At 62.9% G+C, this 15,835-nt stretch carries 8 protein-coding genes, 3 tRNA genes and 2 rRNA genes (1 of these 13 running past the window's edge); 3 read left to right on the top strand and 10 right to left on the bottom strand.

Annotated features, from left to right (window positions below; all coding sequences use genetic code 11):
• The 10 genes from RPPS3_RS23470 to RPPS3_RS23520 all read right to left on the bottom strand — a co-directional run.
• Positions 1–131 (bottom strand): 23S ribosomal RNA (locus tag RPPS3_RS23470); it reaches 2,686 nt to the left of the window's first position.
• A gap of 408 nt (positions 132–539) precedes the next feature.
• Positions 540–615: transfer RNA gene (locus RPPS3_RS23480), tRNA-Ala, on the bottom strand.
• Between the two features lie 33 nt (positions 616–648).
• Positions 649–725, bottom strand: a tRNA-Ile gene (locus RPPS3_RS23485).
• Positions 726–925: 200 nt separating this feature from the next.
• Positions 926–2,414, bottom strand: a 16S ribosomal RNA gene (locus RPPS3_RS23490).
• The 16S and 23S rRNA genes sit together here with 2 tRNA genes alongside, the layout of an rRNA operon.
• 822 nt (positions 2,415–3,236) lie before the next feature.
• A tRNA-Ser gene (locus tag RPPS3_RS23495) sits at positions 3,237–3,326 on the bottom strand.
• A 201-nt stretch (positions 3,327–3,527) separates the two neighbouring features.
• On the bottom strand, positions 3,528–5,021 hold the full coding sequence (gene otsA, locus RPPS3_RS23500) for an alpha,alpha-trehalose-phosphate synthase (UDP-forming) (RefSeq protein WP_107346196.1): 1,494 nt from the start codon (positions 5,019–5,021) through the stop codon (positions 3,528–3,530).
• A gap of 156 nt (positions 5,022–5,177) precedes the next feature.
• Positions 5,178–5,975: a trehalose-phosphatase gene (otsB, locus tag RPPS3_RS23505; protein ID WP_107346197.1), complete on the bottom strand. Its 798-nt coding sequence runs from the start codon at positions 5,973–5,975 to the stop codon at positions 5,178–5,180.
• Positions 5,975–7,465 carry an MFS transporter gene (locus RPPS3_RS23510; protein WP_107346198.1) on the bottom strand — a complete coding sequence of 497 codons (1,491 nt, stop codon included), beginning with the start codon at positions 7,463–7,465 and terminating at the stop codon, positions 5,975–5,977. Before RPPS3_RS23510 ends, otsB begins: the two co-directional genes overlap by 1 nt.
• A 178-nt stretch (positions 7,466–7,643) precedes the next feature.
• Positions 7,644–9,686 carry a methyl-accepting chemotaxis protein gene (locus tag RPPS3_RS23515; RefSeq protein WP_107346199.1) on the bottom strand — a complete coding sequence of 681 codons (2,043 nt, stop codon included), beginning with the start codon at positions 9,684–9,686 and terminating at the stop codon, positions 7,644–7,646.
• 98 nt (positions 9,687–9,784) lie between these two features.
• Complete coding sequence (locus tag RPPS3_RS23520; protein WP_107346200.1) at positions 9,785–10,552, bottom strand: AraC family transcriptional regulator; 768 nt, start codon at positions 10,550–10,552, stop codon at positions 9,785–9,787.
• A 336-nt stretch (positions 10,553–10,888) separates the two neighbouring features.
• Between RPPS3_RS23520 and leuA the strand changes: the two genes are divergently transcribed.
• From leuA to RPPS3_RS23535, 3 genes are all read left to right on the top strand, one after another.
• The gene (leuA, locus tag RPPS3_RS23525) at positions 10,889–12,550 is read left to right on the top strand and encodes a 2-isopropylmalate synthase (RefSeq protein WP_107346201.1); all 1,662 of its coding nucleotides are present in this window, start codon (positions 10,889–10,891) and stop codon (positions 12,548–12,550) included.
• A gap of 301 nt (positions 12,551–12,851) precedes the next feature.
• Positions 12,852–13,337 carry a (2Fe-2S)-binding protein gene (locus RPPS3_RS23530; protein WP_013504476.1) on the top strand — a complete coding sequence of 162 codons (486 nt, stop codon included), beginning with the start codon at positions 12,852–12,854 and terminating at the stop codon, positions 13,335–13,337.
• A gap of 111 nt (positions 13,338–13,448) precedes the next feature.
• A complete protein-coding gene (locus tag RPPS3_RS23535; protein ID WP_107346202.1) occupies positions 13,449–15,803 on the top strand; it encodes a xanthine dehydrogenase family protein molybdopterin-binding subunit in 2,355 nt (784 codons plus the stop codon).
• The last annotated feature ends 32 nt before the right edge of the window (positions 15,804–15,835 follow it).

Here is a 15,835-nt window from a genome sequence, read left to right on the forward strand (position 1 = left end):
TGGGTTTCCCCATTCGGAAATCCACGGATCAAAGCTTCTTCGCAGCTCCCCATGGCTTATCGCAGCGTAGCACGTCCTTCATCGCCTCTCAGCGCCAAGGCATCCGTCGAACACCCTTAAGGCACTTGATTGCTCTCATTATCAATGTCCACACACTCGGCAGAATGTACTTGCGACACACCCCGAAGGGCCATCGTCGCAAACGGACATTGAATGAAAAGACCAGTTATTGCTTCGTAAGATCGAACCGATGGCGTGCGGTCAAGCTCGCCAACAAAGACCGTTTTACAACACGCAGGTCTTGCGACCGGCATGCGCCGAAAACGATCTGGAGATACGCGAACGGCGCCAAGTAGATTGCTCTACAAGACCCGAACCCGGATCGATCTCCTCTTCACGATGTCAGAAAACCCGCCAGGCTGCGCATTGCGCAAAGCCGGCGAATACAAGTTGCGGACGATGAGCCATCGTCGCTGTCCGGATGACAGCAACGAGGCGAAGCCGAGGTTACGATGATGTTCGTTCGATGATAGTCCATCTGGTGGAGCCAGACGGGATCGAACCGACGACCTCATGCTTGCAAAGCACGCGCTCTCCCAGCTGAGCTATGGCCCCGTAACCAGAAGACGAATGCAGCGCTCGACAAAATGGTGGGCCTGGGAAGACTTGAACTTCCGACCTCACGCTTATCAAGCGCGCGCTCTAACCAACTGAGCTACAAGCCCTCAGCACGAGAGGCCGCAAGCAAACCACCAGCCGGCAGACGCCAGGCCGATCGACTTGCGCGCACCCCAGGCGCGTGTTCGTCCGCGAAGAAAGAGAAACGAAGACGGCGAAATCCCGCCAATGAGGCTCGTATGACTTAGAGCCTCTGATGTTTCTAAAACAGGTCGATAACAGCAAGCTGTTGAAGACCCATCCTTAGAAAGGAGGTGATCCAGCCGCAGGTTCCCCTACGGCTACCTTGTTACGACTTCACCCCAGTCGCTGACCCTACCGTGGCCGGCTGCCCCCATTGCTGGTTAGCGCACCGTCTTCAGGTAAAGCCAACTCCCATGGTGTGACGGGCGGTGTGTACAAGGCCCGGGAACGTATTCACCGTGGCATGCTGATCCACGATTACTAGCGATTCCAACTTCATGGGCTCGAGTTGCAGAGCCCAATCCGAACTGAGACGGCTTTTTGAGATTTGCGAAGGGTCACCCCTTAGCTTCCCATTGTCACCGCCATTGTAGCACGTGTGTAGCCCAGCCCGTAAGGGCCATGAGGACTTGACGTCATCCCCACCTTCCTCGCGGCTTATCACCGGCAGTCTCCTTAGAGTGCTCAACTAAATGGTAGCAACTAAGGACGGGGGTTGCGCTCGTTGCGGGACTTAACCCAACATCTCACGACACGAGCTGACGACAGCCATGCAGCACCTGTGCTCCAGGCTCCGAAGAGAAGGTCACGTCTCTGCGACCGGTCCTGGACATGTCAAGGGCTGGTAAGGTTCTGCGCGTTGCGTCGAATTAAACCACATGCTCCACCGCTTGTGCGGGCCCCCGTCAATTCCTTTGAGTTTTAATCTTGCGACCGTACTCCCCAGGCGGAATGCTTAAAGCGTTAGCTGCGCCACTAGTGAGTAAACCCACTAACGGCTGGCATTCATCGTTTACGGCGTGGACTACCAGGGTATCTAATCCTGTTTGCTCCCCACGCTTTCGTGCCTCAGCGTCAGTAATGGCCCAGTGAGCCGCCTTCGCCACTGGTGTTCTTGCGAATATCTACGAATTTCACCTCTACACTCGCAGTTCCACTCACCTCTGCCATACTCAAGACTTCCAGTATCAAAGGCAGTTCTGGAGTTGAGCTCCAGGCTTTCACCTCTGACTTAGAAACCCGCCTACGCACCCTTTACGCCCAGTGATTCCGAGCAACGCTAGCCCCCTTCGTATTACCGCGGCTGCTGGCACGAAGTTAGCCGGGGCTTATTCTTGCGGTACCGTCATTATCTTCCCGCACAAAAGAGCTTTACAACCCTAGGGCCTTCATCACTCACGCGGCATGGCTGGATCAGGCTTTCGCCCATTGTCCAATATTCCCCACTGCTGCCTCCCGTAGGAGTTTGGGCCGTGTCTCAGTCCCAATGTGGCTGATCATCCTCTCAGACCAGCTACTGATCGTCGCCTTGGTGAGCCATTACCTCACCAACTAGCTAATCAGACGCGGGCCGATCTTTCGGCGATAAATCTTTCCCCGTAAGGGCTTATCCGGTATTAGCACAAGTTTCCCTGTGTTGTTCCGAACCAAAAGGTACGTTCCCACGCGTTACTCACCCGTCTGCCACTGACGTATTGCTACGCCCGTTCGACTTGCATGTGTTAAGCCTGCCGCCAGCGTTCGCTCTGAGCCAGGATCAAACTCTCAAGTTGGACTTGAACTTTGAACCGGCTGATCACAACGTTTGACGAGGTCCCACCATCACCAGCAATCCGAAGATCGCCGGTTCGTCGCAGCGCTTCACAGCGCTCGCGAACATGGTGTTTCCTTGAAAACGTGTACCGCCGAAGTCTTTCGTCCGGCCCCAATCCCAGAAAGCCGAAGCTTCCTAAAACCGAGACCCGCAAGGACTTCGCCGTCCACGTTTCTCTTTCTTCTTCTTCACTTGTCAAACAGCCCGAGATCCGAAGATCTCACACTCTCTACAAAGAGAGAGCAGGACACCCTTCGACGACGAAGAGAGGCTCCAACCGACAACTATCGGCTGTTGCGTCACTCAACGAAGTGAGGAGCGTCAGAGGCGCCAATTTCTCCCTCGGCTGAGAGCCAAGAGAGAGAAGCCCGACCCGCGGGCGGCGTGTGGGTGTTTCTATAGCCCCCCTCTTCCGGGTCCGCAAGCGGAAAATGAAGGTTTCGCGAAATTCAAAATTCGCCCCGTCGAAGCACCTGAAATCAAACGAGTTTTCAGTGTGTTCCGCAAAGCAGGAATTGGGAACTCGGCTCCATTCGCCGGCCGGGTCCGTAAAAAAGTGGCGGGAGGGCCCTCGATTTTTTCCGTTCTCAGAGGAGACGCGCCCGCCCTCGGAAGGTTCCTAGGCCGGAAAGAGGGGCGAAATTTTTCGCAAAGCATCGTCGGCGGGAGATGGCGCGCAGACCGTGGTCGGGCGGGCGCCCACCGGCAAACGCATCAAGCGCCCCGGGAACGAGCCGACATCAGAACAGCGATGGGGGAAAAACCGGCACCGGGGCCGAAATGGCGGAGAGAGAGGGATTCGAACCCTCGATACAGTTTCCCGTATACACGCGTTCCAGGCGTGCGCCTTCAACCACTCGGCCACCTCTCCGGGTGCCCTCTCATGACCGCGCCGCGCGGATTTGGCAAGCGGTTGCGCCAACCGGCGGCGGATTTCACGTCAAATATTGCCGGAAATGGCCCTGGACGGATGGCGACGCCCCGCCCAGAGCGATGCTCGGTGGTTCGGATGACCGGCGGCGGCCGACGGCCAGTTCCGCCTCGCCCCTCCGGCGACGCCCTACGCGCTCCCCTATTGGAGCACTGCGCCGCCAACGGCCCGTGGCGTGCGACGCGACCAGCCGCCTGCCATCATGATCGAGGACGGCTGCGCGGGGGGCGCCAGCGGAATCGGTCCGGCGCTGCGGTTGGCGGCGTGCGCGCTTTCCAGCGAGGCGACGAAATCCGCGAACCAGCGGCGGATGCTGTTGTCGCGCAGCTTGGCCATCATCGCCTCCCAGCGCAGCCGCCGCTCGGTCAGCGGCATCGCCAGCGCGGTGGCGATCACGCGCGACATTCCGTCGATGTCGTGCGGGTTCACCTGCAGGGCCGTATCGAGCTCGTTGGCGGCGCCGGCGAATTTCGACAGCACCAGCACGCCGGGATCGATCGGGTTCTGGGCGGCAACGTATTCCTTGGCCACCAGGTTCATGCCGTCCTGCAGCGGCGTGACCAGTCCGACATGAGCCGAGCGGTAGAGGCCAGCCAGTACGCTCTGGCGATAACCCTTGTTGAGATAGCGGATCGGGGTCCAGTCGACCTCGCCGAGCCGGCCGTTGACGTCGCTGACCAGCTTGGCGAGATCGCCCTGCAGATTGCCATAGGCCTCGATCGTGCCGCGGGACGGAGTCGCGATCTGCAGCAGCGACACCGCCCGCTGCAACGCAGGCCGGTCGCTCAGCATCTTGTCGAACGCTTTGACGCGGTTGATCAGTCCCTTCGAGTAGTCGAGCCGATCGACACCAATGACCAGCTTCTCGCCGTGCAGACTCTTACGAAGCCGCGAGACCTCCGGGTGAGTCATCGCCTTCTGCGCCTGGTTGGCGAATGCGTCGGCGTCGATGCTGATCGCGAACACGTCGCAGCGCGTGGTGCCGTGCGCGGTTGTCACAACGCCGCCTGTTACCTTCAGGCCGAGTTCGGAGGCGACGTAGCCGAGGAAATTGCCGCGATCTTCTTCGGTTTGGAACCCGATCAGATCGTACGCCAGCATCGCCTCGATCAGCTCGCGGTGATGCGGCACGCAGCCGATGGTCGCCCGCGACGCCCACGGCGTATGCAGAAAAAACCCGATCGGATGCTGGACGCCGAGCTGGCGCAGTTCCGCACCGAGCGCGAGGAAGTGGTAATCCTGGATCCAGAACGCCGCGTCCGGCTTGCGAAAGCGCAGCAGCGCCCGCGCCATGAAGGCGTTCACTTCGCGGTAGGAGCGATAATCATCATGGGAAACCCGGATCAGATCCGGGCGGGAGTGCAGCGCCGGCCATAGCGCCGAATTGGCAAAGCCTTCGTAGTAACCGCCGTAGTGCGCGGCGGGCAGATCGAGCATCGCGAGAGCGCCAGTGCCGAGCGGCTCGATCTCAGCGAAAGGTTCGCGATGAACACCATCACGAACCCGACCGCTGGAGCCGACCCAGATCGCTCCGGATTTTTCCACCACCGGCAGCAGCGCTGCTGCCAACCCTCCCGTCATCGGCTCGTTTCCCGACGCTCGGGCAACTCGGTTCGAAACCACGACCAGGTTCACGTTTCCCTCCGACTCCCCAACTGTCTGGTGCGTCTATGCGACGCTGCGGAGATTAACATCCATTCATCGTGATCGTTCCATGGCAAGTCTGGAACTTTTCTGAGAACTAAGCGTTTTGCGATGTTTTTTGGTCCGGAACCGTACTCAACGCGCGAACTAACTGCTCGGTTCGAGCAGACGTGCGAGCCAATTGCGCACATCTCGCGGCTCGTCGAAGTGACCAGCGGTGAGTTCGCTATGACGTCCGACTGAAAATGCGAGACCATCGAGTTCCGGCATGATTGCGAATACCGTCTCGTCGGTAACGTCATCACCAATGAAAATCGGCCGACGGCCTTTGAATGGCGCGTATTTCATCAGTTCCAGCACGCCGGTTGCCTTGGTGAAGCCTGAATGCTTGATTTCGCACACAGCCTTGCCAGGCAGCACTTCGAGCGGCGCATCGGGATTCTCCGCGCGAATCGCCGCAACTGATTCGTAGATCGCTTTCTCAGTGTGCGGTGCGAGACGATAATGCAGCGCCAATGAGTAGCCCTTGTCCTCCAACAAGATACCAGGACTGATGCGCGCAATCGCAGCGAGACGGCTCTTGAGTTCCGGATCGAGCGGCGGCGCTTGCGTCGCAACCGCGTCGCCATTGCCCGACAGTCGCATCTCTGCGCCATGACCGCCGACCGCCGGCAGTCGCATCGGCGCGAAAATCAGGTCGATGTCATTGATTGAGCGGCCACTGACCAAAGCCAACGCCCCCGACGTTCTGCTGAGCAGATCTTTCAGCGTCTGTTCCAGTTCCGGCGGCACCCAGACTTCGCGCGGCGTCGGCGCCAGGTCCAGCAGCGTACCGTCGATATCGAGCAACAACGCACACTTATCGAGATGCGGTACCAAGGCGCCCGGAACCGGAACCTGATTCGAAGTGGCAGGCTTGGACGGTTGTTCGATCTTCGTCGTCATCAAGTATCCTCTGTAGCGGCCAGCGGCCGCGCAACCTGTTCGAGGGAGCGGCGCTCAGCCGCGATAGCATAGCGCCAGCCGATGACGGCTGCGCCCATCATCAGCACCGCGCCGAACAAATAGCCGGCGAACACGCTGCCGCGCGAACCTGTGTCGATCAGCGCACCAAACAGCGCCGGCCCCGCGACGCCGCCGATGCCGGTGCCGATCGCGTAGAAAATTGCGATCGCCAGCGCACGGACTTCGAGCGGAAACGTCTCGCTGACGGTGAGATAGGCGGCACTCGCCGCCGGCGAGGCGAAGAAGAAGATCACCATCCAGGCGATCGTCTGGCTCTGCGCGCTGAGGGCGCCGATCGAAAACAGATAACCCGACACCGCGAGCAGAATCGCCGAGACGCCGTACGTGAATCCGATCATGGTGCGGCGGCCGAGCGTATCGAACAGCCGGCCAAGCAGCAGCGGCCCGAGGAAGTTGCCTGCCGCGAATGGCAGGATGTACCAGCCGACGTGATTGGCCGGGATGCCGAAGAAGTCGGTCAGGATCAGCGCGTAGGTGAAGAAGATCGCGTTGTAGAAGAACGCCTGCGCGGCCATCAGCACCAGCCCGACCAGTGAACGCTGCCGATAGGTCGAAAATAGCGTCCGCGCGACTTCGAGGATCGGCGTGTGGGTGCGCATCCGCAACCTGATGGTCGGCAGCACGCGCGGCCGATCGGGTGCATGGCGTGCATGCCGTTCGATATCGGCAACGATCGCTTCGGCGCGTTCGGGCTGGCCGTGGATCATCAGCCAGCGTGGACTCTCCGGAATCCACCAGCGCATCGCGAACACCACGACGCCGATGATCGCGCCAGTGAGATAGGCCAGCCGCCAGCCATAATCGGGGTCGATCACCACAGGGTCGAGCAGCACGATGGCACAGACTGCACCGAGTGCGGCGCCGATCCAGAAACTGCCGTTGATCACCAGATCGGTCCAGCCGCGATAACGCGCCGGCACGAGCTCCTGGATGGTGGAGTTGATCGCGGTGTATTCGCCGCCGATGCCGGCACCGGTGAGAAACCGGAACAGCGCGTAGCTCATCACGTCCCACGATGTGGCCGTCGCCGCGGTGGCGGCGAGGTACAAAGCCAGCGTGATGAAGAACAGCTTCTTGCGTCCGATCCGGTCGGTCAGCCAACCGAAGCCGATCGCGCCGATCACAGCACCGGCCAGATAAGCGCTGTTGGCGAGCCCGATATCGAGATTGGAGAAGCGCAGGCTCGGGCTTTCCTTGAGCGCGCCCGCCAGTGCTCCGGCGAGCGTGACTTCAAGACCGTCGAGGATCCAGGTGATTCCGAGCGCGCCGACCACCCGGGTATGAAAGCCGCTCCAGAGCAGACCATCGAGCCGGGCCGGGATATCGGTGTCGATCACCCGGCCGTCGGCGGTCGCCAGGACCGGAGCCTGCGGCGGCTCATTGATCGCGGCACTGACGCTGTCGGCCATACACTCCCACTCCGGCTGCGGTGTGCCACGCCGCCAGCGCCGAACGTGGCGATCCACCGGCAAGCGATGGACCGATTTGCGTCGGGTCAACGGGAGAGCGCCGGAACGGTTCCAATGCACGCGCCGAACCTGCGGCGGCCTGCCGCAAGTTCAGGAGGCTGCGCGCGGAAGGAAGCGATCAGGCAGCGCGGATGTTCGCCATGAATCGATCGAGTTCGGTGCGCAGCCGCGCACTTTCGGACGACAGGCTTCGGGCGGATTGCAGCACCTGGGCGGAAGCCGCCCCGGTTTCGGCGGCGCCGCGATTGACCTCGGCGATATTGCCGGCGACGCGCTGGGTTCCCTGCGCCACGCCCTGAACGCTGCTGGCGATCTCCCGCGTCGCGGCGTCCTGCTGAGTGACGGCGCTGGCGATCGACGCGGAGATCGTGGAAATCTCGGCGATCGTGCTGCCGATCTTTTGGATCGACGTCACCGAATCGCGGGTCGCTTCCTGCATCTCGGCAACCTGCGAGGAAATCTCGTCGGTCGCCTTCGCGGTTTGGGTGGCGAGCGACTTCACTTCGGCCGCCACCACCGCGAAGCCACGTCCAGCCTCGCCGGCCCGCGCGGCTTCGATGGTCGCATTGAGGGCCAACAGATTCGTCTGCTCGGCGATCGTGGTGATCAGCTGCATCACCTCGCCGATCTGCTGCGCCGCCTGGGTCAACTTGCCGATGCGGTCGTCGGTCTCATGCGCCTGCGCCACCGCCGCTTCGGCGATCGCGCTCGACTGTCCGACCCGGCGACCGATCTCGCCGACCGAGGCTGACAGCTGTTCGGTCGCCGAAGCCACCGCCTGCATGCCGGACGACGCCTGCTGGGAATCGCCTGCGACCTGGCCGGAGAGTGACTGGGTGGTTTCGGCGGTGCGGGTCAGCGTCGCCGCGGCGCTTTCGAGCTGGGCCGCAGCATCGGAAACATGCGCCACGATCGCGCCGACCGCGCTTTCGAATTCACTGGCAAAGCCGATCAGTTCGGCACGGCGGGCTTCGCGGCCCGCCTCCGCCTCGCGCTCGCGGGCAATCGCGTCCTGCTCGGCCTTGCGGCCCGCCTGAACTTTGAATTCCTCGACTGCGGCCGCCATCTCGCCGATTTCGTCGCGGCGGCCCAGCCCCGGCAGCACCACATTGAAGTCGCCGCCGGCCAGCCGGCGCATCGCCGCGCACATCGCCTGCATCGGACGCGAGATGCCGCGGCCGAGCAGCACCGCCAGCACCGCACCGAGCAGGAAGCCGCCGATGCCGAGCATCGCCACCATCCGTTCGGTCGTGGTGACGGTTGCGTCGGACTCTCGCTCGAGCCGCTGCTGATCGGCGAGCAGGTCGGCCTTGATCGCTTCGGCAGCGCGGATGATCTCCGCGGCCGAGCCGACCATGGTGGCGCCCTTGGCGTCGATCGCTTTGACGTTGTCGGAGAGCTTGACCAAAGCCTGCCGGTACTCGCCCAGCATGGTGAATATCTCATTCACGGCTGCGGCGATTTCGCCGTCGGCCTTGACGATGTTCAATGAGTTCTCGACGAATTTCAGCCGCGCCAGCGCGTTGTCGGCGACCGGAATGCTGGAATTGATCGTGAACGTATTCGCCAGCGTCATCGCGCCGGCATACTGCTCGGCGGCGCGCTTGGCGCCGAGTTCGGCGCTGGAATCTTCACGGTCGCTGGCCGCGCTCACCAGGTCGTCGAACTTGTAGCGCAGGTTCAGGCCGCCGCGGGTCACCCCGTTCTGAATCACCAGGGCGCTGTCGGTCTTCAGCGCGACGATGTCGGCGAACAGTTTGGTGAAGGTGGTGAACTCAGTGGACAGGCGCGTCAGCGCCTCGCGCTGCGCCGGTTTGGTGGCGCCCTGCAGCGACGCAGCGATCGCGTCTTTGAGGCGGGCTTCGGCGGCCAGCGCCGCTTTGGCATCGTCTTCCTTGCCGGTCAGCACGTAGTAGCGCGCCCTCGCCTCGTAGCCGACCATCTCGCGGTCGATGTTGCGGGCAAGATCCGACTGCCGAACGCCGTCACGGTAGGCGACCACGCCATCCGAGACTCGTTCGAACCCGAGGTAGGCCAGCCCCATGCTGATGGCGGTGATACCGAGCACCACCGCAAAGCCCAGCGTCACCTTGCCACGAAAGCGCAAAGCCGGCAGCGCAAAGGATTTATCCCGCGCTCCGGCGGCTGTCGTACCACTCACTTGATCTACCCCGTCGAAAACGACTTACCCCGGAACCGTACCGGGTACTCCGAAACTACGCGGCATTGTCTAAGGCCGCGTAAACCGGGGCGCGGCGCTCAAGGTACCGACTTTAGTCCAACAGGGGCGAAGTACTCACTTGGTGATTTTCCGAGGACACGCCGAAACATTGCCGAAAAAGCGCTCGGACTTTCATAGCCGCAGGCCAGAGCCACGTTCAGGATCGACTGTCCTTCAGCGAGCAGCGACAAGGCGTGCAACAAGCGCGCCTGCTGCCGCCAGCGCAGAAAGCTCATTCCAGTTTCACGCTGAAATAGCCGCATGAAGCTCGCCCGGCTCATATGCAGCGCCCGAGCGGCTTGTTCGAGCGACACAGCAGCGGCGGGTTCGTCGCGGATCTGGTCGCAAAACCGAGCCAACTGCGCATGCTGAGGCCGCGGAAGACTGAGCGGCTCGACCGGTAAACTTGCCAGTTCCATCAGCAGGAGCTGCGTGACAACGTCCCTGAGTTCCACGCGCCCGGGTGCGTCCGCGACGGCAACAAGCCGCAGGATCAGTTCGCGCAGCAACGGAGTCACTTCGATTGCGGTGCAGACGACCGACAGTCCCGCAACCTCCGCCGGGTCGATCAGCAGCGAGCGGAACTGGACGGCCGAATGACTTCTGGTGTCGTGTTCGACACCGGCCGGCACCCACACGGCGCGGCTCGGCGGCACCACCCAGGTGCCAACGGCGGTGGTGACCGAGACGACGCCGGTGATGGCGTAAATCAGCTGCGCCTGCGGATGGGAATGACGGCGGCTGGCGAAGCGCGGCGCATCCTGGCTGACGACGGCAACATGATCGGTGACCGCCTGCGCGCGCATCGCCCACCTGATCCTTTCGAGACGATGATTGATCTTTCCGCGCGAGATTATCACAAGTGTCTTGATTTAAGTAAGGGGACAGTCCCGCAGAGGTCCGTGGATACCCCCGTGTTCTCGATCGCTCCTATCGTCCCCAGCCTTGCCCGACCGCTTTACGCGGTGTCGGCGGCTGTCGAGACCTGCGGTCCGAGCACACGCGCCGTGCCGGCTCACCACGACCAGCTTCTGTCCGTTGCGCTTCGACTTACTGGCGGTCGCCGGGACTAACGGCAGCCTGGCGGCCGTATCCAGCCGTGCCCGCTTTGACCATTCCTCCGCGCGCAACGGATATCGTTCATGTTGAAGAATCCCGAAACCAAATACCGCCCCTTTGTCACGCCGGTCGGCCTGCCGGACCGGCAATGGCCGTCCCGTCGTTTGACGTCAGCGCCGCGCTGGCTGTCCACCGACCTGCGCGATGGCAATCAGTCGCTGGCCAATCCCATGGGGGTCGAGCGTAAGCAGCGCTTCTACGACATGCTGATCGCGATCGGCTTCAAGGAGATTGAGGTCGCGTTTCCGTCGGCTTCGCAGACCGAATTCGATTTCGTCCGCAGCCTGATCACCGACGACCGGATCCCCGACGACGTCACGATCCAGGTTCTCACCCAATCGCGCACCGACCTGATCGCCCGGACCTTCGAGTCGCTGGAGGGGGCGCAGCGCGCCATCGTGCATCTCTACAATGCGACGGCGCCGCTGTTCCGGCGCGTGGTGTTCGGCATGGAGCGGCGGGACGTCGTCGATCTGGCGATCACGGGTGTCACGGCAATGCTCGACGAGAGCTTGAAGCGCCCCGGCACCGATTGGACCTTCGAGTATTCGCCCGAGACCTTCTGCTTCACCGAGCCGGACTTTGCGTTGGAGATCTGCGAGCGCGTGCTCGACGTCTGGCAGCCGACCGCGGAGCGCCCGGCGATCCTGAACCTGCCGGCGACCGTCGAAGTCGCGATGCCGAACGTCTATGCCGACCAGATCGAGTGGTTCTGTCGCCAGATCTCGCGGCGCGAGTCCGTGGTCATCAGCCTGCATCCGCATAACGACCGGGGCACCGGGGTTGCGGCGGCCGAGCTGGGCCTGCTCGCCGGCGCGGATCGGGTCGAAGGCTGCCTGTTCGGCAATGGCGAGCGCACCGGCAACGTCGATCTCGTGACCTTGGCGCTGAACCTCTACACCCAGGGGATCGATCCCGGGCTGTCGTTCCCGGCGATGCGCGAGGTGGTGAGCACGGTCGAGCATTGCACTGAATTGCCGGTCCATCCGCGGCATCCCTACGCCGGCGAGCTGGTGCATACGGCCTTCTCCGGCTCGCATCAGGACGCCATCCGCAAGGGCTTTGCCGCACACGCGCAGCGCAATGACGGTCAGTGGGAGATGCCGTATCTGCCGATCGATCCGGCGGACATCGGCGAAACTTACGAGGCCGTCATCCGCGTCAATTCGCAATCCGGCAAGGGCGGCGTCGCCTGGGTGCTGGAGCAGGACAAGGGATTGAAGCTGCCCAAGCGGATGCAGGCGGATTTGAGCACGCACGTCCAGAAACTGGCGGACGATCTCGGCCGCGAGCTGAATACCTCGGACATCTGGCAGTGCTTTGCGGGCTGCTATTTGCAGCGCCCGACCGACCGGTTCGTGCTGGTGGACTACGAAGAGACCGGACCGGTAGGACGACGGACCTTCATCGGCCATATTGCGATCGACGGCGAGGTCCGTTCGCTGTCGGGCCGCGGCAATGGCCTGATCTCCGGCGTGGTGGCAGCGCTGCAAGATGCCGGCGGTCCGGTGCTCGACGTTGCGGATTATCAGGAGCACGCGATCGGCTCCGGTGCCGCCGCGCAGGCCGCCGCCTATGTCGAATGCCGCACGGCCGATGGCCGCACCGTGTTCGGCACCGGAATTGATCCGGACGTCGCCACGGCTTCGGTGCGTGCGCTTTTGCACGCCGCCAACAACGCCTGATCACTTGCGGCAGAGTAAAAGGTGCACCGGCAGAGTCCCAGCCGGTGCTCTGCCCCGTTCCAATCATCGCTGCACCGCAACCTAAACCGCGTCGATCGGCAGCCGCTGCTTAAGTTCAGAGCAATCTTCCCTCCCAAGATCGACCCGACGGCGCGAATGGCCGCGTAGTTTGCGGCGGTCACTAAACCGTCACCAAAGCTTGAAGCTGGAGGTCATCCGAGTAGCGAAAAATCCCAGTTGCAAAGTGTGGCCGCCGCGCTTCTAATTGGAACAATTAAAAATTCATCGGGAGGACTGACGCGTGTCCAAAGTCTCACTGACCGTCAACGGCAAGCTCGTGACGGCGGATGTCGAGGATCGAACACTCCTCGTGCATCTGCTGCGCGATCATCTCGGCCTGACCGGAACCCATGTCGGCTGCGATACCAGCCAGTGCGGCTGCTGCGTGGTGCATATCGACGGTCGTGCGGTGAAGTCGTGCACGACGCTGGTCGGCCAGGTCGACGGCGCCAACATCACCACGATCGAAGGCATCTCCAAGGGCGACGAACTGCATCCGATGCAGGCGGCGTTCCGCGACAATCACGGTTTGCAGTGCGGTTACTGCACGCCCGGCATGATCATGTCGGCGATCGACATCGTGCACCGCTACGGCGGCAATCTCGACGAAGAGACCGTGCGCCACGAGCTCGAAGGCAACATCTGCCGGTGCACCGGCTATCATAACATCGTCAAGTCGGTGCTCGACGCCGCCTCCCGCATGAATGTGGCGCAGGCCGCCGAATAGGCCGCCTGCCCGCCTGCCGTTTTCGTCGCCGACCACACGTTCGAATGATGGCTGCGACCCGCGACGTTCCGAATCCGCGCGGCCAAAGCAGTCGAAGGGAGAGAATTGCACATGGGCATCGAGGGTATCGGCGCGCGCGTCGCGCGCAAGGAAGACCGCCGCTTCATCACCGGGCGCGGCCGCTATGTCGACGACATCAAGCTGCAGGGCATGACCTACGCGCATTTCGTGCGCAGCCCGCACGCGCACGCCAAGATCACCGGCATCGAACTCGACGCCGCCAAGGCGATGCCGGGCGTGATCGACGTGCTCACCGGCCAGCAGATCGTCGACGACAAGGTCGGCAACCTGATCTGCGGCTGGGCGATCCATTCCAAGGATGGCTCGGCGATGAAGATGGGCGCGTGGCCGGCGATGGCGCCGGAGACGGTGCGGTTCGTCGGCCAGGCGGTCGCGGTGGTGATCGCCGAGAGCAAGAACCTCGCCCGCGACGCCGCGGAGGCCGTGGTGGTGCACTACGAAGAGCTGCCCGCGGTCGCCAACATCAAGGCGGCGATTGCCGATGGTGCAGCGCAGCTTCACCCCGAAGCGCCCGGCAACATCGTGTACGACTGGGAGATCGGCGACCAGAAGGCGACCGACGAGGCGTTCAGCAAGGCCGCCAACGTCGTCTCGATCGAGCTCACCAACAACCGGTTGGTGCCGAACGCGATGGAGCCGCGCGCGGCGGTCGCCGAATACAATCCGGCCGAAGAGCACTTCACGCTCTACACCACATCGCAGAACCCGCATGTCGCGCGCCTGGTGCTGTCGGCGTTCTACAACATCGCCCCCGAGCACAAGCTACGGGTGGTGGCACCCGATGTCGGCGGCGGCTTCGGCTCCAAGATCTTCATCTATCCGGAAGAGATGGTGGCGCTGTGGGCCTCGAAGAAAACCGGCCGCCCGGTGAAGTGGACCGGTGACCGCAACGAAGCCTTCGTCACCGACGCGCACGGCCGCGATCATCTGTCGAAAGCCGAGATGGCGTTCGACGCCGACAACAAGATGCTCGGGCTGCGGGTCAAGACCTACGCCAATTTCGGCGCCTATATGTCGCTGTTCTCGTCGTCGGTGCCGACCTATCTGTACGCGACGCTGCTGAGCGGCCAGTACAACATCCCGGCGATCTATACCGAGGTGGTGGGCGTCTATACCAACACCACGCCGGTCGACGCCTATCGCGGCGCCGGGCGGCCCGAGGCCTGCTATCTGCTGGAGCGGCTGGTCGAGACCGCGGCGCGGCAGCTCAAGGTCGATCCGGCCGAACTGCGGCGCAAGAACTTCATCACCCAGTTCCCGCACCAGACCCCGGTGATCATGGCCTACGACACCGGCGACTTCAACGCGTCGCTCGACGCCGCGCTGAAGGCGATCGACTACGCCGGCTTCGCAAGCCGTAAGGCCAAGGCCAAGAGCGAAGGCAAGCTGCGCGGCATCGGCCTGTCCTGCTACATCGAGGCCTGCGGCATCGCCCCGTCCAAGGCAGTCGGCTCGCTCGGCGCCGGCGTCGGCCTGTGGGAGTCGGCCGAAGTCCGCGTCAACCCGGTCGGCACCATCGAGATCCTGACCGGCTCGCACAGCCACGGCCAGGGCCACGAGACTACGTTCGCGCAACTGGTCGCCGATCGTCTCGGCATCCCGATCAACCAGGTGTCGATCGTGCACGGCGACACCGACAAGGTGCAGTTCGGCATGGGCACCTACGGGTCGCGCTCGGCCGCGGTCGGCATGTCGGCGATCTTCAAGGCCATGGAGAAGGTCGAAGCCAAGGCCAAGAAGATCGCGGCGCATCAGCTCGAAGCGAGCGAGAACGACATCGTCATCGAGAACGGCGAGTTCAAAGTCACCGGCACCGACAAGGCGATCGCGCTGCCGATGGTCGCGCTCGCCGCCTACACGGCGCACAACCTGCCGGACGGCATGGAGCCCGGCCTGAAGGAAAGCGCGTTCTACGATCCGACCAACTTCACCTTCCCGGCCGGATCCTACATCTGTGAAGTCGAGGTCGATCCCGGCACCGGCAAGACCTCGTTCGTCAACTTCGTCGCGGTCGACGACTTCGGGCGGCTGATCAACCCGATGATCGTCGAGGGCCAGGTGCATGGCGGCCTGGTCCAGGGCATCGGCCAGGCGATCCTGGAGAACGCGATCTACGACGACAGCGGTCAGCTCGTGACCGCCTCGTTCATGGACTACGCGATGCCGCGCGCCGACGACGTGCCGTCGTTCCAGATCTCGCACACCACGACGCTGTGTCCGGGCAATCCGCTCGGCGTCAAGGGCTGCGGCGAGGCCGGCGCGATCGGTGCGTCCGCGGCGGTGATCAACGCCATCACCGACGCGATCGGCAACAACCGGCTGGAAATGCCGGCGACGCCGGACCGGGTCTGGCACGCGATGCAACTGCAACAGGCGGCCGAATAAGACCGTCATTGCGAGCACCCGGGTCCGCGCGT

The organism is Rhodopseudomonas palustris (genome assembly GCF_003031265.1).
In the GTDB taxonomy this organism is placed as follows: Bacteria; Pseudomonadota; Alphaproteobacteria; order Rhizobiales; family Xanthobacteraceae; genus Rhodopseudomonas; species Rhodopseudomonas palustris_H.

Bases quoted from the DNA above. Each gene is read 5' to 3' on its own strand.
- otsB (WP_107346197.1), bottom strand. From the start codon at position 5,975: ATGACGACGAAGATCGAACAACCGTCCAAGCCTGCCACTTCGAATCAG.
- RPPS3_RS23510 (WP_107346198.1), bottom strand. From the start codon at position 7,465: ATGGCCGACAGCGTCAGTGCCGCGATCAATGAGCCGCCGCAGGCTCCG.
- RPPS3_RS23520 (WP_107346200.1), bottom strand. From the start codon at position 10,552: ATGCGCGCGCAGGCGGTCACCGATCATGTTGCCGTCGTCAGCCAGGAT.
- leuA (WP_107346201.1), top strand. From the start codon at position 10,889: ATGTTGAAGAATCCCGAAACCAAATACCGCCCCTTTGTCACGCCGGTC.
- RPPS3_RS23535 (WP_107346202.1), top strand. From the start codon at position 13,449: ATGGGCATCGAGGGTATCGGCGCGCGCGTCGCGCGCAAGGAAGACCGC.